Raw genomic sequence first — 23772 nt, 5'->3', positions numbered from 1 at the left:
GGTTTCCGTTGGCCCGGAAACTGCAAAACCGCCGCATGACGATACCGCGGGCCGACGCGATCCGCGAACGCCGTTCCCCTATGGCCGATCGGCAGCTGATCAGGATGGTATGAGGTGAGTCTCGATCTCGACCAGGATGTGCGGGACCCGGCCGGCGAAGCGGTCGCGACGGTAGCGTCGTGTCCGTTTCATCAGGACGTCGCTGCAGCCGAGCGTCCTGGTCGGACCGAGCAGAAGACGCTGGTGCTGACCGGCGGGTCGCGAGGGATCGGGCATGCGACGGCCAAGCTGTTTTCCGATGCCGGTTGGCGCATCCTCACATGCTCACGCCAGCCGTTCGACGGCGGGCGCTGCCCCTGGGACGCTGGTGCCGCCAATCACGTCCAGGTCGATCTCAGCGACCGCCAGGCAATCCCGCGCGCAATCGCCGAAATCAAGGCAAAGCTCGACGGCGCGCCACTGCATGCCCTGATCAACAACGCCGCCATCTCTCCCAAGGCCACCGATGGTGGCCGGCTCGACTCGCTCTCGACCTCGGTCGAGACCTGGATGACCGTCTTCCACGTCAATTTCCTCGGGCCGATCCTGCTGGCGCGCGGTCTGTTCGAGGAGCTCAAGCGCGGGCAGGGCGCCGTCGTGAACGTGACGTCGATCGTCGGCACCCGCGTGCATCCCTTTGCCGGCACCGCCTATGCGACGTCTAAGGCGGCGCTGGCCTGTCTCACCCGCGAGATGGCGCACGATTTCGCCCCGCACGGGATTCGCGTCAACGCCATCGCGCCGGGAGAGATCAAGACCGAGATGGTGTCGCCGGAGACCGAGGCGCGCTTCTCGCCGCTGATCCCGATGCGCCGGATCGGCGCGCCGGAGGAGGTCGCAAAGGTGCTGTTCTTCCTCTGCTCGGACGCTGCGAGCTACGTGACCGGGGAGGAGATCCAGATCAATGGGGGGCAACACCTCTGATTGATGGACGGATCGACGTAGCGCAGCCCAGTCTGTTCCCGGCTGTTTACACGCGGATGTGAAGCGAGCGATGAGCGCCGCTAGCAGAAGGGCCTCGCGAGTGCCAGACGAGGGTGGAAACCTGATGATCAGTTGTTCTGTTTGCGATCCGCGTGCAGCAAGAGGCCCGATGCGGCGGTATTAGGTGTCGGAAACACCACGTATTTGTCGGGCTGTCTCGCGATGTGGTGGCGCCTCGCGGCCGCAGCGCACGCTTTCTGCGGGATGCAAACTAATTTGTTAAGATCATGAAGTCCTGCAGCTTTTCTATTCTCTTTGCTGCCCACTACTTCTGCGGCAATGCAGCAAAGTTAGGCACGACAATCAACTGCAGTTAGGGGAGGATGTTAGAACGCCTACAATCACGGCGGCCTTGTCAGGAACGTCCGTGACCACCAGAGAAGCGACCATGGTCCAAACGGAAACACGTCAGGTCGAAGCTCAGGACGTCAGGTCCAACGCAGCCCCGATACCGCTCAGCGAGATCGCGCTGACCGGAATTTTCGAAATCTCGAAAATCCTCGCCGCGCCGACGCGGCTGGAAATCACGCTCGCCAACGTCGTCAATCTGCTGCAGTCCTTCATGCAGATGCGCCATGGCGTGGTGTCGCTGCTCGCCGACGACGGCATTCCCGATCTCGCCGTCGGGGCCGGATGGAGCGAAGGCAGTGACCAGCGCTACCGCGAACGCCTGCCACAGAAGGCGATCGATCAGATCGTCGCGACCGCCGTGCCGCTGATCGCCGAGAACGTCGCCGATCACCCGGCCTTCAGTCCCGCCGACGCGGTGACGCTCGGTGCCGGTGCTGACACCCGCGTGTCGTTCCTCGGCGTGCCGATCCGGATCGACCAGCGCGTGGTCGGCACGCTCACGATCGACAGGGTCTGGGATGGCCGCGCCGTGTTCCGGCTCGACTCCGATGTCCGCTTCCTGACGATGGTGGCCAATCTGATCGGCCAGACCATCAAGCTGCATCGTGTCGTGGCGCGCGATCGCGAGCGGCTGATGGCGGAGAGCCACCGGCTGCAGAAGGAGCTGTCGGAGCTGAAGCCGGCGTCGGCCAATCGCAAGAAGGTGCTGGTCGACGGCATCGTCGGCGACAGCCCGGCGCTGCGGGCGTTGCTCGACAAGATCAATGTGGTGGCGAAGTCGAACGCGCCGGTGCTGTTGCGCGGCGAATCCGGCACCGGCAAGGAGCTGGTCGCGAAAGCGATCCACGAATTGTCGAACCGCGCCAAGCGCCCCTTCATCAAGATCAACTGCGCGGCACTGCCTGAGACGGTGCTGGAGTCCGAACTGTTCGGCCATGAGAAGGGCGCCTTCACCGGCGCCATCAATTCGCGCAAAGGCCGCTTCGAGCTCGCTGACAAAGGCACCTTGTTCCTCGACGAGATCGGCGAAATCTCGCCGGCGTTCCAGGCCAAGCTGCTGCGCGTCCTGCAGGAGCAGGAGTTCGAGCGCGTCGGCGGCAACCAGACCATCAAGGTCGATGTCCGCATCGTCACCGCCACCAACCGCAATCTGGAGGAGGCCGTGTCGCGCAACGAGTTCCGCGCCGACCTCTATTATCGGATCAGCGTGGTTCCGATCAAGCTGCCTCCGCTGCGCGAGCGGCGCAGCGACATTCCGCAATTGGCGCATGAGTTCCTGCGCCGCTTCAATTGCGAGAATGAGCGCGATCTCACTTTCGACGTCAGCGCCATCGAGGTGCTGATGCATTGCGGCTTCCCCGGCAATGTGCGCGAACTGGAGAACTGCGTGCAGCGGACGGCGACGCTCGCGGCCGGATCGGCGATCGGTCAGCACGACTTCGCCTGCAGCCGCAACGAATGCATGTCGGCGATCCTGTGGAAGGGCAACACGGTGACCCCGCCGCCGCCGCGCGGCCAGCCGATCGTGCCCTTGCCGATCCTGCCGCGCTCATCGGCGCCGATCGAAGCGCCGGCCGAGTCGCCGGCTGCTGTTGATATAGACGAGGGGGAGTATTCCGAGAGCATGGACGGCGGCGCCGTGCCCGAGCGCGAGCGCATCGTGCAGGCAATGGAGCGCTCCGGCTGGGTCCAGGCCAAGGCCGCGCGCCTGCTCGGCCTGACCCCGCGCCAGATCGGCTACGCGCTGAAGAAGTACAATATCGAGGTCAAGCGGTTCTGAGCAGATGTGCTCGGTGGTGAAAAGGGCGCGCCAATGGCGCGCCCTTTTTGTTTTCTCGTGCACGCCGTCGTTTTCGTTCGGATGGTCGTGAAACGAGCTAGCGCTCCGGCGACGGTGAGCTTCCCTCCCCGCAAGGGGAGGGGAGCGCACTGCCGTTGTGGCGGGAGCTCGACTCAAACGTGCGACCGACCTCATGCGCCCCTGTCGCATCTGCGACATGCTGTCGGGAGAGCGACAGCTGGCCGTCGCGGCGAAATTTAGAATCCTCCTTAGAAATCAACCAAGTGCTCTCTGGCACGGCGCTTGAAAGATATCGCGTGAATGACATCGCCCGATGTCGCTGAAAGCGCGGGGAGCAGCACATGGCCTATAAGATCATCGCCTCACAATGCACGGTCTGCGGGGCCTGCGAGTTCGAATGTCCGAACGCGGCCATTCGGCTCAAGAACGACATGTACATCATCGATCCGAAGAAGTGCACCGAGTGCGAAGGCCATTTCGACGCGCCGCAATGCGCTGCCGTCTGTCCGGTTCCGGACACCTGCGTGCCCGCCTGACGCGGGCGCGGACGGCATCATTGCAAGCGGAGTGAGAGATGGCAGCGGTTCAGGAGACGATTGATCGGGTCAAGGGCATTGACGTCGATCAATATCGCTACGGGTTCGAGACCGTCATCGAATCCGAGAAGGCGCCGAAGGGGCTGTCCGAGGACACCATCCGCTTCATCTCGGCCAAGAAGAACGAGCCGGCCTGGATGCTGGAATGGCGGCTTGAGGCCTATCGCCGCTGGTTGACCATGACCGAGCCGACCTGGGCCCGCGTCGGCTATCCCAAGATCGATTATCAGGACCTTTACTACTACGCGGCGCCAAAACCGAAGAAAAAGGTGGCTTCGCTCGACGAGATCGACCCGGAGATCCTGAAGACCTATGAGAAGCTCGGCATTCCCTTGCGTGAGGTCGAGCTGCTCGAAGGCGTCGAGCGGCCGGCGGCTGCCGCTGAAACCGATGCCGACGGTGAGGCTGCGGCGCCGCGCAGCAAGATCGCGGTCGACGCGGTGTTCGATTCGGTCTCGGTGGCGACCACCTTCAAGGAGGAACTGAAGAAGGCTGGCGTCATCTTCATGCCGATCTCGGAAGCGTTGCGCGAGCACCCGGACCTCGTGCAGAAATATCTCGGCACCGTGGTGCCGACCACCGACAATTATTTCGCGACGCTCAATTCGGCGGTGTTCTCGGATGGCTCGTTCGTCTACGTGCCGTCGGGCGTGCGCTGCCCGATGGAGCTGTCCACGTATTTTCGCATCAACGAGCGCAACACGGGTCAGTTCGAGCGCACCCTGATCATCGCCGACAAGGGCGCCTACGTTTCCTATCTCGAAGGCTGCACGGCGCCGCAGCGCGACGAAAACCAATTGCATGCCGCCGTGGTCGAGCTGGTCGCGCTGGACGACGCCGAGATCAAATATTCGACGGTGCAGAACTGGTATCCGGGCAATTCGGAAGGCGTCGGCGGCATCTACAATTTCGTCACCAAGCGCGGCGACTGCCGCGGTGCCAATTCGAAGATCTCCTGGACCCAGGTCGAGACCGGGTCGGCGATCACCTGGAAATATCCCAGCTGCATCCTGCGCGGCGACAATTCCAGCGGCGAATTCTATTCGATCGCGATCTCCAACGGTTTCCAGCAGGTCGATAGCGGCACCAAGATGATTCATCTCGGCAAGAACACGTCGAGCCGGATCATCTCCAAGGGAATCGCGGCCGGCAAGTCGCAGAACACCTATCGCGGCCTCGTCAGCGCGCATCGCAAGGCGTCGGGCGCACGCAACTTCACCGCCTGCGACTCGCTGCTGATCGGCGACAAATGCGGCGCCCACACCGTGCCCTACATCGAGGCCAAGAACTCGTCCGCGGTGTTCGAGCACGAGGCGACGACGTCGAAGATCTCCGAGGACGTGCTGTTCTACTGCATCCAGCGCGGGCTCAGCCAGGAAGAGGCGGTCGGCCTCGTCGTCAACGGCTTCGTCAAGGATGTGCTGCAGCAGCTGCCGATGGAGTTCGCGGTCGAGGCGCAGAAGTTGATCTCGATCTCGCTCGAAGGTTCGGTGGGATGACGGTGCCGCGCGGCGACAACATCAGAAGGAGGGTTCGATGACGGCCTTGCTCGAAATCAAGGGGCTCCATGCCGAGATCGCTGGCGGACGGAAGATCATCCAGGGGCTGGACCTGACCGTCAACAAGGGCGAGATCCACGCCATCATGGGGCCGAACGGCGCCGGCAAGTCGACGCTCTCTTACGTGCTTGCCGGCAAGCCCGGCTATGAGATCACGGCCGGCGAGGTCTATCTCAACGGCGAGGACCTGCTGGCGATGGAAGCCAATGAGCGCGCCGCCAAGGGGGTGTTCCTTGCCTTCCAGTACCCGCTGGAAATCCCGGGCGTCGCGACCTTGACGTTCCTGCGAGCGGCCTTCAACGCCCAGCGCAAGGCGCGCGGCGAGGAGGAGCTGTCCTCGCCGGATCTGATCAAGCGCGTGCGCGAGATCGCCAAGACCTTGAACATCGACGCCGAGATGCTGAAGCGGCCGCTCAATGTCGGCTTCTCCGGCGGCGAGAAGAAGCGCAACGAGACCCTGCAGATGGCGCTGCTGCAGCCGTCGCTCTGCGTGCTCGACGAGACTGATTCGGGCCTCGACATCGATGCGCTGAAGGTGGTCGCCAACGGCGTCAATGCGCTGCGCTCGGGCGAGCGCGGCATGATCGTCATCACCCACTATCAGCGGCTGCTCGATTATATCGTGCCGGACATCGTCCACGTGTTCGCGGCTGGCCGCATCGTCCGCACCGGGGGGGCAGACCTCGCGCGCGAGCTCGAGGCGACCGGCTACGGCCAGTATCAGAGCGAAGCAGCCTAGAGCGTGGGGAGCAGCAGGATGGGCGTCGCGATCCGCAAGACCAAGGCCGAACTCGGACTGGCCGATCTGTATCAGGGCGCCCGCCGCTATCTGCCGGGCGGTGAGGAGATCACGGCGGTGCGTGCCGCAGCCTTCGACCGCTTCGACGCGGTCGGCCTGCCGCACCGGCGTGTCGAGGCCTGGCGCTACACTGATTTGCGCACGCAGATGAAGGAGGCCAAGCGCCTCGCCTCGCTGCCCGACGATGCCGCCAAGACCAAAGCACGCGAAGCGAGCAATCTGTTTGCGGGCGCCGGCTTCCGCAAGCTTGTCATCGTCGATGGCGCCTTCGTGCCCGAACTGTCCGATCTCGCCGATCTCGAGCCGGGCCTGACGATCCAGCCGATGGCCGATGCACTCGCGGCCGACCAGCCGCTGCTGTTGCAACGCCTCGGTCCGGTGGTGCCAGACGATGATCCGGCGCTGGCGCTCAACACCGCGCTGGCCGCCAATGGCGTCGTGATCCTGGTCGCGCCGGGCACCGCGCTGAGCCGGCCGATCCATGTCGCCTTCGTCACGACCAACTGGGTCGCGACCTCGATGTTCACCCGCTCGCAAGTCAATATCGGCGCGGGCGCCAGCGCCACCCTCGTCGAGTCGCATCAGGGGCCCGACGGCACCGAATATCAGGTCAACACCGCCCTGCAGCTCGTCGTCGGCGACGAGGCGCGGATCGACCATGTCAAGGTCGTGACCGAGGGCAACGGCGCGCTGCATATCTCATCGCTTCTGGCCAATATCGGCGCACGCGCGACCTTCAACCAGCTCGGCTTCGTCGCTGGCGGCAGCCTGGTGCGCAACCAGCTGTTTGTGCACATCGCGGGCGAGGGCACCGTGGCCGACATCCGCGGCGGCTCGCTGCTGGCGGGTGCCCAGCATGCCGACACCACCTTGGCGATCGAGCATGCCGCCGAGAACTGCCAGAGTCGCGAGACCTTCAAGGCCGTGGTCGGCGACACCGCGCGCGCGGTGTTCCAGGGCAAGATCACGGTCAGCCCGGGCGCGCAGAAGACCGACGCCAAGATGATGTCACGGGCGCTGCTGCTGTCCGACGAGGCCGAGGCCGACTCGAAGCCGGAGCTCGAGATCTTCGCCGACGATGTGCAGTGCGGCCACGGCACCACGACCGGCGCGATCGATGACGAGCTGCTGTTCTATCTGATGGCGCGGGGCATTCCGCCTGACGAAGCGAAGGCGCTGCTGATCCAGGCCTTCATCGGCGAGATCATCGAGGGCGCGGCCAATGAGAGCGTCAGGGCTGCGCTGACCGAGGCGATGCTGGGCTGGCTCGGACGACGGGAGTAGGTGATGCATGCAGCGGTGAACGGCAGCGGCTATGATGTGGGCCGCATCCGCGCGGATTTCCCCATCCTCGGCATGCAGGTGCACGGCAAGCCGCTGGTCTATCTCGACAACGCCGCCTCGGCGCAGAAGCCCCAGGCTGTGCTCGACCGGATGAACCAGGTCTACACCGCGGAATACGCCAATGTGCATCGCGGGCTGCATTATCTCGCCAATGCCGCGACCGAGGCCTATGAGGGCGCGCGCGCCAAGGTCGCGGCCTTCCTCAACGCCGAAAGCCCCGAGCAGATCATCTTCACCCGCGGCGCCACCGAAGCCGTGAACCTGGTGGCGCAGACCTTCGGCCGCGAGAGGATCGGGCCGGGTGACGAGATCGTGCTCTCGATCATGGAGCACCACGCCAACATCATCCCCTGGCATTTCCTCAGGGAGCGCCAGGGCGCCGTGATCAAATGGGCCCCTGTCGACGACGCCGGCAACTTCCTGATCGACGAGTTCGAAAAGCTGCTGACGCCGCGCACCAAGATGGTGGCCATGACGCAGATGTCGAACGTGCTCGGCACGGTCGTTCCGGTCAAGGACGTCATCCGCATCGCGCATGCGCGCGGCATCCCCGTGCTGATCGACGGCTCGCAGGCCGCGGTGCATATGGAGGTCGACGTCCGCGATCTCGATGCGGATTTCTACTGCATCACTGGCCACAAGATCTACGGCCCGACCGGGATCGGCGCGCTCTATGGCAAGCGCGAACTCCTGGCATCGATGCCGCCCTTCAATGGCGGCGGCGAGATGATCCGTGAGGTGTCGCGGGACTGGGTCACCTATGGCGATCCGCCGCACCGCTTCGAGGCCGGCACGCCGCCGATCGTCGAGGCCGCGGGGCTTGGGGCGGCGATCGACTACGTCGCCTCGATCGGCAAGCAGCGCATCGCCGCGCACGAGCATGATCTCGTCACTTACGCCACCGAGCAGCTGCGCGAGATCAATTCGCTGCGCATCATCGGCAATGCCGCCGACAAGGGGGCCATCGTCTCGTTCGAGATGCAGGGCGCCCACGCCCACGACTTCGCCACCGTCATCGACCGCTCCGGCGTTGCGGTGCGCGCCGGCACCCATTGCGCCATGCCGCTGCTGGAGCGCTTCGGCGTCACCGCCACCTGCCGCGCGTCCTTCGCGATGTACAATACGCGGGAAGAGGTCGATGCGCTGGTGCGCGCGCTGAAGAAGGCGCAGGAGTTTTTCTCCTAGCTTAGGAACTCCCTCCGGTCATCGCCAAGAAACGCTGCCAATTGCTGCGCCCTCTCCCCTTGTGGGAGAGGGCTACGCCGCCCGTCAGTTCCAGACTCACTCGGGTGAGGGGGGTCTCCGTCCTCACGACCGTCTGAGTGTGCCGAGAGAACCCCTCACTTGGCGGCCTTCGGCCGCCCCCTCTCCCACAAGGGGAGAGGGGGCATCGTGCTTGTCGCTCGATATGGGCTCAATCAAACAAGCAAACCACCTCATCAAACCTACGCAGCCGCCAGCGCCGCCTTCGCATCCGCCTTGATGCGGCTGACCATCGAGCGGAAGCCGTTGGAACGCTGCGGGGTCAGGTGCTCACGCAGGCCCAGCGTCTCGAACAGGGCGATCGGATCGGCGGCGAGGATCTCGGATGCGGTGCGCCCCGAAACCATCGCCAGCAGGATCGCCACCAGGCCGCGCACGATATGGGCGTCGCTGTCGCCGATGAAATCGAGCACTGGTGCGGCGCCGTGCCGCACCGACGTGGCGACCCAGACCTGGCTGGTGCAGCCCTGCACCTTGTTGGCGTCATTGCGATCGGCGTCCGGCAGCGGTGCAAGTCCACGTCCAAGTTCGATGACATAGCGGTAGCGGTCGTCCCAATCGTCCAACAGGGCGAAGTTCTCGACGATGTCCGCAATGTCGGGCGTTCCCGGCGCGGCGGTCTGGGTGAGCTTCAACATGATCTTCTCCTGCTCATCGGCTGAAGGCCTTGGACATCACGACGATGGCGCCAAGCTCGGCTCGGCGCCGCGTCGCGCCAGCACCGCGTCCACCGCATGGGTCACGCCGTCAAAGGTGATCGGCTTGGCAATGATGGCCTCGGCGCCCTGGCGCAGCCCGGCGAGCGCCAGCGGCGACCTGGTCGATCCCGCAACGACGATGATGCCGGCTTGATGCAGCTTCCTGGCGAGCACGCCGACCATCTCGGCGCCGCTATCCTCCAGAATGCTGCTGCCGACGAGCACCGCGTCGGGCGCGGCCCGCGCCGCCTTGCTCAGCGCATCCGCGGTCTCCGCGAATGTGAAGGTCTCGTGGCGCTCACTGAGGATATAGCCGAGCGCCGATCGGATCACCTGATCGGCTTCGATGACGAAGACGCATGCCTTGCCCGACATCAAAATACTCCTGCTGCCCGTTCGGAGACGGGTTTGATCTACATCAAGCAAACTCCGTACCGCGCCCCTTGGCCTGTTAGCTCAGACAGCCGCGACCGGCGATGACCGGAGCTCGGCGTTGCGGCTGCAAAGCCAGCGCTGCGAAGCCACAGCTGCGATGCCATGTGTCGTTTCGAACAGCACGGCCCGGGAGCGTCGGGTGAAAAACCCCGATGTCGGGTTTGCAACAACTCCATCCTAGCCTCGACGTTGGCCGCATCTCTTTCAAAAGACGGCCTTTTTAACGATTCCAAAGCTCTGGCACAGCCGTTGCAAAACTCAGGTCAGGCAATGGTTGAGGGCTGAGTGCACGCCGACGCTTCGGACGAGCGATGCTCTCCTTCCCAATAACCCGTCTGCCGGTTCTGGAGAGAGGACGCGTTCTCGTCATGCAAGGCGCATGCGGGACATTGGCAATCGGTTGATGGAGAGCAGAATGTCATCACTTCGACAAATCGCATTCTACGGCAAAGGCGGCATCGGCAAGTCGACGACGTCGCAGAACACGCTCGCGGCGCTGGCCGAGATGGGTCACCGGATCCTGATCGTCGGCTGCGACCCCAAGGCGGATTCGACCCGCCTGATCCTGCACGCCAAGGCGCAGGACACCATCCTCAGCCTGGCCGCTGCCGCGGGCAGCGTCGAGGACCTCGAGATCGAAGAGGTCATGAAGGTCGGCTATCGCGACATCCGTTGCGTGGAGTCCGGCGGTCCGGAGCCGGGCGTCGGATGTGCCGGCCGCGGCGTCATCACCTCGATCAACTTCCTGGAAGAGAACGGCGCCTATGAGGACATCGACTACGTGTCCTACGACGTGCTCGGCGACGTGGTCTGCGGCGGCTTCGCGATGCCGATCCGCGAGAACAAGGCGCAGGAAATCTACATCGTGATGTCCGGCGAGATGATGGCGATGTATGCCGCCAACAACATCTCCAAGGGCATTCTGAAATATGCCAATTCCGGCGGCGTCCGCCTCGGCGGCCTGGTCTGCAACGAGCGCCAGACCGACAAGGAGCTGGAACTGGCCGAGGCTCTCGCCAAGAAGCTCGGCACCCAGCTGATCTACTTCGTGCCGCGCGACAATATCGTGCAGCACGCCGAGCTGCGCCGCATGACGGTGCTGGAATATGCGCCGGAGTCGGTGCAGGCCAACCACTACCGTAACCTGGCGACCAAGATCCACGGCAATGCCGGCAAGGGCATCATCCCGACCCCGATCACGATGGACGAGCTCGAGGACATGCTGATGGAGCACGGCATCATGAAGGCGGTGGACGAGAGCCAGATCGGCAAGACCGCCGCCGAGCTCGCCGCCACGGCCTAAGCGTCACCGGTCATCCGGCCCGTCTCTTCGACGGGCCGGGCGATCTCCGCAACCGATCATCGAGGAAAAAGCCAGATGAGCGTTATCGAGAAACAAAGCGTTGCCGAGATCAAGGCACGCAACAAGGAACTGATCGCCGAGGTCCTGAAGGTCTATCCCGAGAAGACCGCCAAGCGTCGTGCCAAGCACCTCAACGTCCACGAGTCCGGCAAGTCGGACTGCGGCGTCAAGTCGAACATCAAGTCGATCCCCGGCGTCATGACCATCCGCGGCTGCGCCTATGCCGGCTCGAAGGGCGTGGTGTGGGGCCCGATCAAGGACATGATCCATATCAGCCACGGCCCGGTCGGCTGCGGCCAGTATTCCTGGGCGGCGCGCCGCAACTATTACATCGGCACGACCGGCATCGACACCTTCGTGACGATGCAGTTCACCTCCGACTTCCAGGAAAAGGACATCGTCTTCGGCGGCGACAAGAAGCTCGCCAAGATCATGGACGAGATCCAGGAGCTGTTCCCGCTGAACAACGGCATCACCGTGCAGTCCGAATGCCCGATCGGACTGATCGGCGACGACATCGAGGCGGTCTCCAAGACCAAGTCGAAGGAATATGACGGCAAGACCATCGTTCCGGTCCGCTGCGAAGGCTTCCGCGGTGTCTCCCAGTCCCTGGGGCACCACATCGCCAACGACGCTATCCGGGACTGGGTGTTCGACAAGCTGCCGGCCGACGCCGCGCCGCGGTTCGAGCCGTCCGATTACGATGTCGCGATCATCGGCGACTACAATATCGGTGGCGATGCCTGGTCGTCGCGCATCCTGCTCGAGGAGATGGGCCTGCGCGTGATCGCCCAGTGGTCGGGCGACGGCTCGCTGGCCGAGCTCGAGGCGACGCCGAAGGCGAAGCTCAACGTGCTGCACTGCTACCGTTCGATGAACTACATCTCTCGCCACATGGAAGAGAAGTTCGGTATTCCGTGGTGCGAGTACAATTTCTTCGGGCCGAGCAAGATCGCCGAATCGCTGCGCAAGATCGCCAGCTATTTCGACGACAAGATCAAGGAAGGTGCCGAGCGCGTCATCGCCAAGTACCAGCCCCTGATGGACGCCGTGATCGCCAAGTACCGGCCGCGCCTCGAAGGCAAGACCGTGATGCTGTTCGTCGGCGGCCTGCGTCCGCGCCACGTGATCGGCGCCTATGAGGACCTCGGCATGGAGGTCGTGGGCACCGGCTACGAGTTCGCCCATAATGACGACTATCAGCGCACCGCCCAGCACTACGTCAAGGACGGCACGCTGATCTATGACGACGTGACCGGCTACGAGTTCGAGAAGTTCGTCGAGAAGGTCCAGCCGGACCTCGTCGGCTCGGGCATCAAGGAAAAGTACGTGTTCCAGAAAATGGGCGTGCCGTTCCGCCAGATGCACTCCTGGGACTATTCCGGTCCCTACCATGGCTATGACGGGTTCGCGATCTTCGCCCGCGACATGGACATGGCCATCAACTCGCCGGTCTGGAAGATGACCAAGGCGCCCTGGAAGCAGGCGCCCAAGCCCTTGCTCCAAGCGGCCGAGTAATCACCACCACCCACGGCCTGGCTCTCCTTCGGCGGAGAGCCAGTGCTCCCTGATCGACACAGGAACATAGAGAGGGTTTTCCCATGACGCAGTCTGCCGAACATGTGCTCGATCACTTCGAGCTTTTCCGTGGTCCCGAATACCAGCAGATGCTGGCCAACAAGAAGAAGATGTTCGAGAACCCGCGCGATCCCGCGGAAGTCGAGCGCATCCGCGAATGGGCCAAGACGCCCGAATATCGCGAGAAGAATTTCGCCCGCGAGGCGCTGACGGTCAATCCGGCCAAGGCCTGCCAGCCGCTCGGCGCGGTGTTCGTCGCCGTCGGCTTCGAAAGCACGTTGCCGTTCGTGCACGGCTCGCAGGGTTGCGTGGCCTATTATCGCAGCCATCTGTCGCGCCACTTCAAGGAGCCGAGCTCCTGCGTGTCGTCGTCGATGACCGAGGACGCAGCCGTGTTCGGCGGCCTCAACAACATGATCGACGGTCTCGCCAACGCCTACAACATGTACAAGCCGAAGATGATCGCAGTGTCGACCACCTGCATGGCGGAAGTCATCGGTGACGACCTCAACGCCTTCATCAAGACGTCCAAGGAGAAGGGCTCGGTTCCGGCCGAGTTCGACGTTCCCTTCGCCCACACACCCGCCTTCGTCGGCAGCCACGTCACCGGCTACGACAATGCGATGAAGGGCATTCTCGATCACTTCTGGGACGGCAAGGCCGGCACCGCGCCGAAGCTGGAGCGTGTTCCCAACGAGAAGATCAACTTCATCGGCGGCTTCGACGGCTACACCGTCGGCAATCTGCGCGAAGTGAAGCACATCTTCGAGGAGATGGGGATCGAGTACACCATCCTCGGCGACAATTCGAACGTGTTCGATACGCCGACCGACGGCGAGTTCCGTATGTATGAGGGCGGTACCACCCTGGAAGACGCGGCCAACGCCGTTCACGCCAAGGCGACGATCTCGATGCAGCATTACTGCACCGAGAAGACGCTGCCCTTCATCGCCAATCACGGCCAGGAAGTGGTCTCGTTCCATCACCCGGTCGGCGTGTCCGGCACCGACGCCTTCGTGATGGCGCTGTCGCGCATCTCGGGCAAGGAGATCCCGGAATCGCTCGCCCTCGAGCGCGGCCGGCTGGTCGACGCCATCGCGGACTCCAGCGCCCATATCCATGGCAAGAAGTTCGCGATCTATGGCGATCCGGACCTCTGCCTCGGCCTCGCCTCGTTCCTGCTCGAACTCGGCGCGGAGCCGACCCATGTGCTCGCCACCAACGGCAACAAGGAATGGGCCGAGCGGGTGCAGGCGGTGTTCGATGCCTCGCCGTTCGGCAAGAACTGCCATGTGTATCCCGGCAAGGATCTCTGGCACATGCGCTCGCTGCTGTTCACCGAGCCGGTCGACTTCCTGATCGGCAACACTTACGGCAAATATCTGGAGCGCGACACCGGCACGCCGCTGATCCGCATCGGCTTCCCGATCTTCGATCGCCACCACAAGCACCGCTACCCGGTGTGGGGCTATCAGGGCGGCCTCAACGTGCTGGTCACGATCCTCGACAAGATCTTCGACGAGATCGACCGCAACACCAACGTGCCGGCCAAGTCGGACTACAGCTTCGACATCATTCGCTAAGGACGGCGCGCGGCGGCTCCCCAAGGGCCGCCGCGCTTCGCAAGGGGACGATGAGGCTCAAGGGGAGGCGCGATGCGCCTGGGCTTCGTCGCTCGCAAGACGCGCCCACGGTCCGCCAACAGGAGAAGCCAATGAGCTCGCTGTCTGCCACGATCCAGAACGTCTTCAACGAGCCGGGTTGCGGCAAGAACGCCAACAAGTCCGAGGCCGAGCGCAAGAAGGGCTGCACCAAGCAGCTGCAGCCGGGCGGCGCGGCCGGTGGCTGTGCCTTCGACGGTGCGAAAGTCGCACTGCAGCCGCTGACCGACGTGGCACATCTCGTGCACGGACCGATCGCCTGCGAAGGCAATTCCTGGGACAACCGCGGTGCAGCGTCATCAGGCTCGCAGATCTGGCGCACCGGCTTCACGACCGACATCAACGAGACCGACGTCGTGTTCGGCGGCGAGAAGCGCCTGTACAAGGCGATCAAGGAAATCATCGAGAAATACGATCCGCCGGCTGTCTTCGTCTACCAGACCTGCGTCCCCGCCATGACCGGTGACGACATCAACGCGGTGTGCAAGGCGGCCTCGGCCAAGTTCGGCAAGCCCTGCATTCCCGTCAATTCGCCAGGTTTCGTCGGCCCGAAAAACCTCGGCAACAAGCTCGCCGGCGAGGCGCTGCTCGACCATGTCATCGGCACGGTCGAGCCGGAGGTGACGACGCCCTACGACCTCAACATCATCGGCGAATACAATCTCTCCGGCGAGCTGTGGCAGGTGAAGCCGCTGTTCGACGAGCTCGGCATCCGGATCTCCGCCTGCATCTCCGGCGACGGCCGCTACAAGGACGTCGCCTCGTCGCACCGCGCCCGCGCCGCGATGATGGTGTGCTCCAAGGCGATGATCAACGTCGCCCGCAAGATGGAGGAGCGTTACGGCATTCCGTTCTTCGAGGGTTCGTTCTACGGCATCCAGGACTCCTCGGACTCGCTGCGCGAGATCGCACGCCTGCTGGTCGAGCGCGGCGCGCCGGCGGATCTGCTGGAACGGACCGAGGCGGTGATTGCCCGCGAGGAGGCCAAGGCCTGGGCGGCGATCGAGCCGTTCAAGAAGCGCCTCACCGGCAAGAAGGTGCTCTTGATCACCGGCGGCGTGAAGTCGTGGTCGGTGGTGGCGGCGCTTCAGGAGGCCGGCATGGAGCTGGTCGGCACCTCGGTCAAGAAGTCCACCAAGGAAGACAAGGAGCGCATCAAGGAGCTGATGGGCCAGGACGCGCACATGATCGACGACATGGCGCCGCGCGAGATGTACAAGATGCTGAAGGACGCCAAGGCCGACATCATGCTGTCCGGAGGCAAGTCGCAATTCGTGGCGCTGAAGGCGGCGATGCCCTGGCTCGACATCAACCAGGAGCGCTCCCACGCCTATATGGGCTATATCGGCATGGTGAAGCTGGTCGCCGAGATCGACAAGGCGATCTACAACCCGATGTGGGAGCAGCTGCGCAAGCGTGCGCCGTGGGAGAGCGCCAGCACCACCTGGCAGGCCAAGGCGATCGCGCAGGCCAACGCCGAAGCCGCGGCGCTCGCCGCTGATCCCGTCGCTGCGGAAGCCGTGCGGCGCGCCAAGAAGATCTGCCACTGCAAGTCGGTCGGTCTCGGCACCATTGAGGATGCGATCAAGGCGCACGCCCTGACCGACGTCGCCGGCGTCCGCACCCACACCAACGCCTCGGGCGGCTGCGGCGCCTGCGCCGGCCGGGTCGAGGACATCCTGGCCCGCGTCAGCGCGCCGGCCGAGCTGCTGCAGGCGGCGGAGTAGGGTGGCGCACATGGCCAAGGTCACGATTGGAAAGAAGGCCTGCGCGGTCAATCCGCTGAAGATGAGCCAGCCGATCGGCGGCTCGTTCGCGTTCCTTGGCCTGCGCGGCGCGATGCCGCTGCTGCACGGCTCGCAGGGCTGCACCTCGTTCGGCCTGACGCTGTTCGTGCGCCACTTCAAGGAAGCGGTGCCGATGCAGACGACGGCGATGAGCGAGGTCGCCACCGTGCTCGGCGGCTATGAGAATGTCGAGCAGGCGATCCTCAATATTTACAAAAAGCAGAAGCCGGAGATCATCGGCATCTGCTCCACGGGCGTGACCGAAACCAAGGGCGACGACGTCGACGGCTACATCAGGCTGATCCGCGAGAAGCACCCGGAACTCGCCAACTATCCGCTGGTCTACGTCTCGACGCCGGACTTCAAGGATGCCTTCCAGGACGGCTGGGACAAGACCGTGGCCAAAATGGTCGAGGTGCTCGTCGACAAGCCGACCTCGATCCGGCGCGATCCGGCGCGCGTCAACGTGCTGCCGGGCTGCCATCTGACGCCCGGCGACATCGAGGAGTTGCGCACCATCTTCGAGGATTTCGGGCTCGAACCGTCGTTCCTGCCGGATATCGGCGGCTCGCTCGACGGTCATATCCCCGACGAGTTCACGCCGACCACGATCGGCGGCATCGGCCTGGAAGAGATCGCGACCATGGGCAGCGCGTCCTGGACGATCGCGATCGGGGCGCAGATGAAGCGGGCGGCGGAGGCGATGCAGGCCAGGACCGGCGTGCCGTACCGGCTTTTCGAGCGTCTCTGCGGCCTGTTGCCGAACGATGAGTTCATGACCTTCCTGAGCGAGATCTCGGGACGGCCGGTGCCGGCGAAGTACCGCCGGCAGCGCGGCCAGCTCGCGGACGCGATGCTGGATGCGCATTTCCACATCGGCGGCCGCAAGCTCGCCATCGGCGCCGAGCCGGACCTGCTGTTCGACGTCGCCAGCATGCTGCATGACATGGGCGCCGAGATCGCGGTCGCCATCACCACGACGCAGTCGCCGGTGCTCGAGCGCATGCCGTGCGCGGAGGTGCTGATCGGCGATCTCGAAGATTTGGAGACGCAGGCCAAGGCGCGGGACTGCGGCCTGATGATGACGCATTCGCATGGCCGCCAGGCCGCCGCGCGCTTGAAGATCCCGTTCTACCGGATCGGTTTCCCGATGTTCGACCGGCTCGGGGCAGGGCATCTCTTGACGGTCGGCTATCGCGGCACCCGCGATCTCATCTTCGCGCTGGCCAATCTGATCATCGCCGATCGCGAGGACAACCATCAGCCGACGCCTGACACCTGGCTCGACCCATGGGCCGAGCATCAGGCGCCGATCGACTCCGCTGTCGTGGCGCCACTGCATTGACGCTTCAGGAGAAAGGACCGACGACATGAAAGTCGCATTCGCTACCCAGGATCTGAAACGCGTCGATGCCCATTTCGGCTGGGCCAAGAACATCGCGATCTACGATCTCGATCCCGAGGGCTATCGCTTCGTCGAGACCGTCGAGTTCGACGGCGATCTCAAGGAGGACGGCAACGAGGACAAGCTGGCGCCGAAGATCGAGGCGATCAAGGATTGCGCGATCCTCTATGTCGCCGCGATCGGTGGCTCCGGCGCGGCGCGCGTCGTCGCCAACAACATCCATCCGATGAAGGTTACCCAGCCCGAGGAGATCACCGATCTCCTTGGCAAGCTGCAGGCCGTGCTGAAGGGAACGCCGCCGCCGTGGCTGCGCAAGGCGCTGGCCAAGGGCCAGGAACGCGCGCTCGATTTCGAGGAATGAGGAAACCAACATGTCAGATACCGCAGTCGTCGCAGAAGTCGTCCCGGCCGAGCAGCGGCCCTTCGTCAAGGAACTGATCAAGGTCTGGCGCGCCCAGGACACCCATGGCGCCTGGGAGGGCAAGAAGGACATCGACCTGCTCGAGCCCTATATCCTGGACAAGGAGAAGCGGCGGGCGCTGCCGATCATCGGCGATCCCGATCCGGAGACGATCTGGCGGCTCGAGCTGTTCTTCAACGCGGTCGCGCTGTCGATCGAGAAGGCCACCGGCGTGATGATCTCGCCGATGCTGAAGATGAGCCATGAGGGTTTCGGCCGCATGGTGCTGATCGGCGGCCGGCTGATCGTGGTCAACAAGCAGCTCCGCGACGTGCACCGTTTCGGTTTCGACAATCTCGGCAAGCTGGCCGATGAGGGCGACAAATTCGTCAACGCCGGCGTCGAGATGATCGAGAAGTTCAAGGACGTCGCAAACTACTAATGGCGAGGATGAGATAATGAGCGATTTGGATACCCTCAAGGCCGAGATCAAGAAGCTGTCGGCACGCGCCATGGATGCCAAGATGAACCTGCACGATCTGTCGGAGGAATTGCCCATCAACTGGGACCAGATCCTGCCGACGGCGCAGAAGGCGCATGAAGCGTTCGCCGAGCTGGAGAAGAAGCGGGCCGAGCTGAAGAAGCTTGAGACTGCGTGATCCGATCGTAAGGACCCGTCATCATGTCCAATTCAACCCGCGACGGCCGCGACTGGAAGCCGGACTATCTGGTCGCGATCAATCCCGAGAAGTGCATCGGCTGCGGCCGCTGCTACAAGGTCTGTGGTCGCGAGGTCATGACCTTGAAGGGCATCAACGACGAGGGTGAGTTCGTCGAACTCGACGATGACGAGGATGACGAGGTCGAGAAGAAGATCATGGTCATGCACGACACCGGCGCCTGCATCGGCTGCGGTGCCTGCGCCCGGGTCTGCCCGACCAATTGCCAGACCCATTCGCCGGCGGCGTAGCAACCGGACGTGTTGTCATGGTGCGGATGGAGGCGAAATTCACGATCGGCCAGGTGACCCGGCACCGCGTCTACGATCTGCGCGGCGTCGTGTTCGACGTTGACCTGTCGTTCTCCGAAGAAGAGGGCTGGCGCGCCATCACCATGGACGCCAGGCTCGACAAGGAGCAGCCGTTCTATTACCTGCTCGCCGAGAGCGGCGACAGCAGCTACATTGCCTATGTCCCCGAGCAGAACCTGCTGCCGGATGCCTCCGGCGAGCCGGTCAAGCATCCCGATATCGGCGAGCTGTTCGATGTCGATGACGACGGGAGCTACCACTACCGCGGGCGGATCTTTCAGTAGCCGATCATTCAGTCGCCGTTCACAAGTCTCCCAGCCGTCATTGGGAGGCGCCGCAGGCGACGAAGCAATCCAGAGTCCCAGCGTGGCTCTGGATCGCGTCGCTGCTCGCGATGACGGAGACTTGTGTTGGCCACGATCGATCCGCGCGCCCCGGAATGACGGTCGAGAGGTGAGGGCCAGGCCGAAAGCCGGGACTTTCACTCGATCCCTTGTTCCCGGGCCTTCCACATCGCGGCGATGCGGAAGCGCTCGTTGATGGCGGCGGGGGTGGCGAGGATCTCGGCCTGGGCGGCGGCGAAGGCGCCCTCGACGATCGCCGCTTCGTCCTTGGTCAAGGTAATGCGGCCGGCCATGTGGGTGGCGTCGGGCGCGGCCTCCCAGATCTTGCGCCGGTTCGGATGCAGCTTGACCTCGACCAGCTCGAACGCCTCGAGCTCGCCCTCGAGACAGATCGCGAGCCCAATCACCTCGACCTTGCGGCCGTCCTGTGTGGTCTTGACCAGGGTCTTTGCCATGCTCGTACTCCCGTCATTGCTATCCGCTGAATCACGCCGCCACTGCGGTATCGTCGAGCTGGCTCCATTCGGCCCAGGAGCCGTCATAGACGGCGGTGGTCGGAGCGCCCAGTTGGTACAGCGCCAGCGCCAGCATGCAGGAGGTGATGCCGGACGCGCAGGTGGTCACGATCGGCTTGCCGAGATTGATGCCGGCGGCCGTAACGCGCGCCGTCAGCGCGTCGGGCGACAGCAGGACACCGGTGTCCGGGTCGACCAGGTCGGCCCAGGGCAGGTTGATCGCTCCGGGAATGTGGCCCTGGCGCTTGAAGGCGAAGACGTCCGCTTGCGTGCCGTCGAACTTGCCGGGGCCGCGGGCATCGACCAGCTGTGCGCCGCTCTGCGCCAGCCGCTGCACGTCCGCCAGCGTCGCGACCAGGCCTGGCTGGACATTCGCCGTGAAGCTCGCCGGCGCCGGACGCACCGGCGTCATTTCCGCGGGCCGCTTCTCCTTGGTCCATTTGCCGAAGCCGCCATCGAGCAGCGCGACATTGTCATGTCCGAACACGCGGAACATCCACCATACGCGCGCCGCCGCCGAGCCACCATAATGGCGGTCATAGACGATGACGCGATCGGAATTACTGATGCCGAGCAGGCCGACCTTGTGCGCGAAATCCTCGGCCGTCGGCAGCATGTGCGGCAGCGGGTTCGATTTGTCGGCGACCTGGTCGATGTCGAAATGCACCGAGCCCGGCAGATGCCGGCCGCGATATTGGGTGCGGCCGTCGAGATTGGTGCTCGGATGATGCCAGGTGCAGTCGAGGATCTTGATGGTGGGATCGGTGAGGTGCTGCGCCAGCCATTCGGAGCTGACCAGGGCGCTCGATGTGTCTGTGCTCATATATGCGCTCGCGATTTGAAGAGCCAAGGGAAGGCTGACGCGGCAAGGCGTCAGAGCGTCTTCGGCATCGGGTAGCCCGGGCGCGGGCGGGTGTCGTAATATTCGGGGCGCTCCGGCCAGCCGCCATCGGCGATGATCTTGAAGCTGGCGACGGTGACCGGCGCGCCGGGTGAGCACGACACTTCGGTGAACTTGATCTCGCGCTCGCCGGGGCCCGCGGAGAAATCGGCGACCGTCGTGCCGTCGGCCTTGCGGGCTCGTGCAAAGCCTGGCGTACCGACAGTGGCCGCGGGTACCGAGGCCGCGACGAAGTTCGGCTGCTCCAGGCCGTCCTTGGCCGGGCCGAAGGCCGGCGAGGCGAAAGTGAAGGTCGCGAGCACGCCGCTGCGATCGACCGCCTTGTCGGCCGTGGTCGGCCGCGCCACCGAGTAGACCGTCAAGGTGCCGCCATCCAGGGCCGCCTTGATGTCGTCGAGCGAGCTTTCGACGAAGTCCAGTGTCACGTTCATGTCGATCTCCTTACAAAGAAGCGCCTTTGCAGGAGAAATTTTCAAGTTCTGTGCCAGTCTCTCGCAAGAGCGAGAAAAACCGGTCGGCCGGCGGAGTTGCGCGAATCTTGCAATGTGGTCCCTCAGCGAGCCGACCGTCGCTCTCGCGGTGCCGAAAGCGGCGATGTCGGACATCCGCCAGACATCGATGGAGCCTGACATGACGACCGACGTCGCTTACGCCATCTGCAGCTTCAACGACATCCCGAGCCGCCGCGCGATGGGCTTCCAGCTCATGATCGTGGCCGAGGACGGCAGCCAACGGCCCTGGCCGATCTTTGTCATCCGCTGGGGCAAGCAGGTATTCGGCTATCTGAACATGTGCCCGCACGACAAGGTCAATCTCGACTGGGAGCGCAATCAGTTCCTGGACGGCAACGGCCTGCGCATCCTCTGCGGCAAGCACGGCTCGCTGTTCGAGATCGGCACCGGGCTCTGCGTCGACGGCCCCTGCAAGGGCGAAAGCCTCACGCCGGTGGCACTGACGGTCTTGGATGGCGACATCTGTGTGACCGGCGTGACGCTGGTCGAGGATGACGAGGACGAGGAGGCCGAGACCGGCCTGCAGTGCGAGGAAGGTTGCGATCCCGCAGGACCCCCCTGGGAAGCCACCAAGTCTGTCGTATAGGCGCTGGCGCAGTTCCGGGCCTCATGGTTCGAGACGCGCCGCGAGCGGCGCTCCTCACTATGAGGGTTGAGATCCCGCCACGAAAGCGGCCTCGTCCTGAGGAGCCCGCCAAAGGCGGGCGTCTCGAAGGACAATGGGAGTCCTGCTGCCCGCTACAGCCGACTATCAAAGACAAACTATCTGACGAAGTCCCCGCTGGAGGGCCGGGACTTCAACTCGCACATGAAGATCTGAGTAGCGTCAGACCGGCCGGTTCTCGTTGCGGTTCTTTACCGGTTCCATCTTGGCGAGCGCGTCCGCATAGGCGATGAACTCATAGTTCTCGCTGAACCGCTTGGCGGCGTCGAGCACGTAATCGAGCTTGCCGGCGGTGTCGAGCTTCTTGATGTCGTTCTTGTCGATCGACAGCAGATCCATCATCTCTTTCCAGACCGTCGATTCATCGCACGGCAGGACGTAGAACGTCACGTCGCCCATCTTGATGCGGTACTTTGCCAAGAGGTCGATGTTGTTGCAGAACATGAAGTAGCTGCCGTCGGACCGCAGCAGGCCCTTGAGAACCTCGGCGGCCGTATCGAGATAGGCCAGCGAGTGGATGTAGCCGACGAGCACGGGAATGGTCGGCTCGCCGTCGTTGACGATCGTCAGCACCTGCTCGATCGAGAAGTCCGGCGGGCGCTTTTCGTCGGCGACCTGGGTCTGGAATTTCAAGGCGATGTCGCCGCGGAAGCCGAACCGTCCGGGCTTGGTGGTCGGCGCCTTCAGGACGGCATTGAGCAGCCGCCCCTCTTTGTCGAGCTGCGCGAGCGCGGTGGTCTCGATCGCAACCGTCTTCTCCAATGTCGTCATCAGCAATCCCCTCGCATGGTCTGGTGAGCCGTTCGCCGCACGGCGCGGTCAAGAGCGGCGTGATGCAAATTGTCTGCCGACATATCTGGAGGCTTGATTTGTCTGGTGTTTCGCCCGCACGGCGCGCGGATTGTCGGATTTGCGCCAGGATCGCTCGCCGACAGGTCGGGGCACACGACGCGAAGCGTCCCTGTCGGAAAGTCGACACGCGTCGGAAACGCCACAGCGACACTGCAAAAACCCAAGTTCTTTCAGCTCATTGCTGCATGGCACGAGACTTGCCAATCCCATCCGCAACAGCCGAACAAGAAAGGCGAGACGATGATGATCAATCTGACCGACAGCGCCATCAATGCGGTGCGCAACGCGATCACCACCTCCGACAAGCCGGTCGACGGCCTCAGGATCATGGTCGAAGCCGGCGGCTGCGCCGGGCTCAAATACAATATGGGCCTCGTCAGCGGCAGCGAGCCGGAGGACACCGTGATCGAGCGTGAGGGCGTGCGCGTGCTCGTCGATCACAAGAGCCTCGAATATCTCGAGGGTACGACGATCGACTTCGTCGTCGCGCTCGAAGGCTCCGGCTTCACCTTCGAGAACCCGAACGCCAAGTCGAGCTGCGGCTGCGGCAAGTCGTTCGCCTGATCCCCGCAACATCCGAGAGAAGTGACATCATGCTGGTTGAAACCCAGGGCATCGTCGAAGCGCCGGCTCAGATGAGCGAGCGTGAGCGGATCATCCGGGCCGTGATCGAGGAGGTCCGTCCGAACCTCAAGCGCGACGGCGGTGATTGCGAACTTGTCGAGATCGACGGCAACAAGATCATGGTCAAGCTCGCCGGCGCCTGCATCTTCTGCAAGCTCGCCAGCGCGACCCTGGAAGGCATCCAGGCCCGCATGATCGAGAAGCTCGGCGAGTTCGTCCGTCTCGTTCCCGTGGCCGGCGCAGCCAAGGCGCGGCATTAAGGAGCGG

The 23772-nt window shown here is 63.9% G+C and carries 26 protein-coding genes; 20 read left to right on the top strand and 6 right to left on the bottom strand.

Annotated elements, in window-relative coordinates; all coding sequences use genetic code 11:
- The first annotated feature begins 114 nt into the window (after window positions 1-114).
- The 7 genes from BBTA_RS27725 (at window position 115) to BBTA_RS27695 (ending at window position 8658) form a co-directional block, all read left to right on the top strand.
- The gene (locus BBTA_RS27725; protein ID WP_012045827.1) at window positions 115-963 is read left to right on the top strand and encodes an SDR family NAD(P)-dependent oxidoreductase; all 849 of its coding nucleotides are present in this window, start codon (window positions 115-117) and stop codon (window positions 961-963) included.
- Between the two features lie 448 nt (window positions 964-1411).
- Window positions 1412-3154, top strand: coding sequence for a nif-specific transcriptional activator NifA (gene nifA, locus BBTA_RS27720; protein WP_012045826.1), 1743 nt, complete (start codon window positions 1412-1414; stop codon window positions 3152-3154).
- A 362-nt stretch (window positions 3155-3516) separates the two neighbouring features.
- The gene (locus tag BBTA_RS27715; protein WP_008961670.1) at window positions 3517-3711 is read left to right on the top strand and encodes a 4Fe-4S dicluster domain-containing protein; all 195 of its coding nucleotides are present in this window, start codon (window positions 3517-3519) and stop codon (window positions 3709-3711) included.
- Between the two features lie 38 nt (window positions 3712-3749).
- Window positions 3750-5270 (top strand): Fe-S cluster assembly protein SufB, encoded by a 1521-nt coding sequence (gene sufB / locus BBTA_RS27710; RefSeq protein ID WP_012045825.1) that lies wholly within the window; start codon window positions 3750-3752, stop codon window positions 5268-5270.
- A 37-nt stretch (window positions 5271-5307) separates the two neighbouring features.
- Window positions 5308-6069: a Fe-S cluster assembly ATPase SufC gene (sufC, locus tag BBTA_RS27705; protein WP_012045824.1), complete on the top strand. Its 762-nt coding sequence runs from the start codon at window positions 5308-5310 to the stop codon at window positions 6067-6069.
- 18 nt (window positions 6070-6087) lie between these two features.
- On the top strand, window positions 6088-7413 hold the full coding sequence (gene sufD, locus BBTA_RS27700) for a Fe-S cluster assembly protein SufD (RefSeq protein ID WP_012045823.1): 1326 nt from the start codon (window positions 6088-6090) through the stop codon (window positions 7411-7413).
- A gap of 3 nt (window positions 7414-7416) precedes the next feature.
- Entirely contained in the window at window positions 7417-8658 is a 1242-nt protein-coding gene (locus BBTA_RS27695; RefSeq protein ID WP_012045822.1) for a cysteine desulfurase, read from the top strand.
- A gap of 260 nt (window positions 8659-8918) precedes the next feature.
- Here BBTA_RS27695 and BBTA_RS27690 read toward each other — a convergent pair whose 3' ends face one another.
- Together BBTA_RS27690 and BBTA_RS27685 are read right to left on the bottom strand one after the other, a co-directional pair.
- Window positions 8919-9374 carry a SufE family protein gene (locus BBTA_RS27690; protein ID WP_012045821.1) on the bottom strand — a complete coding sequence of 152 codons (456 nt, stop codon included), beginning with the start codon at window positions 9372-9374 and terminating at the stop codon, window positions 8919-8921.
- A 36-nt stretch (window positions 9375-9410) separates the two neighbouring features.
- The gene (locus BBTA_RS27685) at window positions 9411-9809 is read right to left on the bottom strand and encodes a response regulator (protein ID WP_012045820.1); all 399 of its coding nucleotides are present in this window, start codon (window positions 9807-9809) and stop codon (window positions 9411-9413) included.
- 475 nt (window positions 9810-10284) lie between these two features.
- Between BBTA_RS27685 and nifH the strand changes: the two genes are divergently transcribed.
- From nifH to hspQ, 10 genes are all read left to right on the top strand, one after another.
- Window positions 10285-11172: a nitrogenase iron protein gene (gene nifH, locus BBTA_RS27680; RefSeq protein WP_006609655.1), complete on the top strand. Its 888-nt coding sequence runs from the start codon at window positions 10285-10287 to the stop codon at window positions 11170-11172.
- 75 nt (window positions 11173-11247) lie between these two features.
- Entirely contained in the window at window positions 11248-12750 is a 1503-nt protein-coding gene (nifD, locus tag BBTA_RS27675) for a nitrogenase molybdenum-iron protein alpha chain (RefSeq protein WP_012045819.1), read from the top strand.
- An 83-nt stretch (window positions 12751-12833) separates the two neighbouring features.
- Entirely contained in the window at window positions 12834-14393 is a 1560-nt protein-coding gene (gene nifK / locus BBTA_RS27670; protein WP_012045818.1) for a nitrogenase molybdenum-iron protein subunit beta, read from the top strand.
- Window positions 14394-14524: 131 nt separating this feature from the next.
- Complete coding sequence (gene nifE, locus BBTA_RS27665) at window positions 14525-16198, top strand: nitrogenase iron-molybdenum cofactor biosynthesis protein NifE (RefSeq protein WP_012045817.1); 1674 nt, start codon at window positions 14525-14527, stop codon at window positions 16196-16198.
- Between the two features lie 10 nt (window positions 16199-16208).
- Window positions 16209-17603 carry a nitrogenase iron-molybdenum cofactor biosynthesis protein NifN gene (gene nifN, locus BBTA_RS27660; protein ID WP_012045816.1) on the top strand — a complete coding sequence of 465 codons (1395 nt, stop codon included), beginning with the start codon at window positions 16209-16211 and terminating at the stop codon, window positions 17601-17603.
- Between the two features lie 25 nt (window positions 17604-17628).
- Complete coding sequence (gene nifX, locus BBTA_RS27655) at window positions 17629-18024, top strand: nitrogen fixation protein NifX (RefSeq protein WP_012029028.1); 396 nt, start codon at window positions 17629-17631, stop codon at window positions 18022-18024.
- Window positions 18025-18034: 10 nt separating this feature from the next.
- Window positions 18035-18505 carry a NifX-associated nitrogen fixation protein gene (locus BBTA_RS27650; protein ID WP_012045815.1) on the top strand — a complete coding sequence of 157 codons (471 nt, stop codon included), beginning with the start codon at window positions 18035-18037 and terminating at the stop codon, window positions 18503-18505.
- A gap of 16 nt (window positions 18506-18521) precedes the next feature.
- Window positions 18522-18722 (top strand): CCE_0567 family metalloprotein, encoded by a 201-nt coding sequence (locus BBTA_RS27645; RefSeq protein ID WP_012045814.1) that lies wholly within the window; start codon window positions 18522-18524, stop codon window positions 18720-18722.
- Window positions 18723-18745: 23 nt separating this feature from the next.
- Window positions 18746-19033: a ferredoxin III, nif-specific gene (fdxB, locus tag BBTA_RS27640; protein ID WP_012045813.1), complete on the top strand. Its 288-nt coding sequence runs from the start codon at window positions 18746-18748 to the stop codon at window positions 19031-19033.
- Window positions 19034-19050: 17 nt separating this feature from the next.
- Window positions 19051-19377 carry a heat shock protein HspQ gene (gene hspQ / locus BBTA_RS27635; protein WP_012045812.1) on the top strand — a complete coding sequence of 109 codons (327 nt, stop codon included), beginning with the start codon at window positions 19051-19053 and terminating at the stop codon, window positions 19375-19377.
- A gap of 197 nt (window positions 19378-19574) precedes the next feature.
- Here hspQ and BBTA_RS27630 read toward each other — a convergent pair whose 3' ends face one another.
- From BBTA_RS27630 to BBTA_RS27620, 3 genes are read right to left on the bottom strand one after another with little or no spacing between them, the layout of a single operon-like run.
- Window positions 19575-19892, bottom strand: coding sequence for a hypothetical protein (locus BBTA_RS27630; protein ID WP_012045811.1), 318 nt, complete (start codon window positions 19890-19892; stop codon window positions 19575-19577).
- Window positions 19893-19923: 31 nt separating this feature from the next.
- Entirely contained in the window at window positions 19924-20775 is an 852-nt protein-coding gene (locus BBTA_RS27625; RefSeq protein ID WP_012045810.1) for a sulfurtransferase, read from the bottom strand.
- A 50-nt stretch (window positions 20776-20825) separates the two neighbouring features.
- The gene (locus BBTA_RS27620) at window positions 20826-21284 is read right to left on the bottom strand and encodes a hypothetical protein (protein ID WP_012045809.1); all 459 of its coding nucleotides are present in this window, start codon (window positions 21282-21284) and stop codon (window positions 20826-20828) included.
- Window positions 21285-21483: 199 nt separating this feature from the next.
- Here BBTA_RS27620 and BBTA_RS27615 point away from each other — a divergent pair, with 199 nt between their 5' ends.
- The gene (locus BBTA_RS27615) at window positions 21484-21951 is read left to right on the top strand and encodes a Rieske 2Fe-2S domain-containing protein (protein ID WP_012045808.1); all 468 of its coding nucleotides are present in this window, start codon (window positions 21484-21486) and stop codon (window positions 21949-21951) included.
- Window positions 21952-22191: 240 nt separating this feature from the next.
- Here the strand turns inward: BBTA_RS27615 and BBTA_RS27610 are convergent, their stop codons facing one another.
- The gene (locus BBTA_RS27610; protein WP_012045807.1) at window positions 22192-22800 is read right to left on the bottom strand and encodes a hypothetical protein; all 609 of its coding nucleotides are present in this window, start codon (window positions 22798-22800) and stop codon (window positions 22192-22194) included.
- A 324-nt stretch (window positions 22801-23124) separates the two neighbouring features.
- Here BBTA_RS27610 and BBTA_RS27605 point away from each other — a divergent pair, with 324 nt between their 5' ends.
- Window positions 23125-23445: an iron-sulfur cluster assembly accessory protein gene (locus tag BBTA_RS27605; RefSeq protein WP_008960276.1), complete on the top strand. Its 321-nt coding sequence runs from the start codon at window positions 23125-23127 to the stop codon at window positions 23443-23445.
- Window positions 23446-23474: 29 nt separating this feature from the next.
- Window positions 23475-23765 (top strand): NifU family protein, encoded by a 291-nt coding sequence (locus BBTA_RS27600; protein WP_008960277.1) that lies wholly within the window; start codon window positions 23475-23477, stop codon window positions 23763-23765.
- Window positions 23766-23772 lie beyond the last annotated feature (7 nt).

The sequence above is a fragment of the Bradyrhizobium sp. BTAi1 genome (assembly GCF_000015165.1).
In the GTDB taxonomy this organism is placed as follows: domain Bacteria; phylum Pseudomonadota; class Alphaproteobacteria; order Rhizobiales; family Xanthobacteraceae; genus Bradyrhizobium; species Bradyrhizobium denitrificans.
This window is presented reverse-complemented; position numbering and strand designations above follow the sequence as displayed.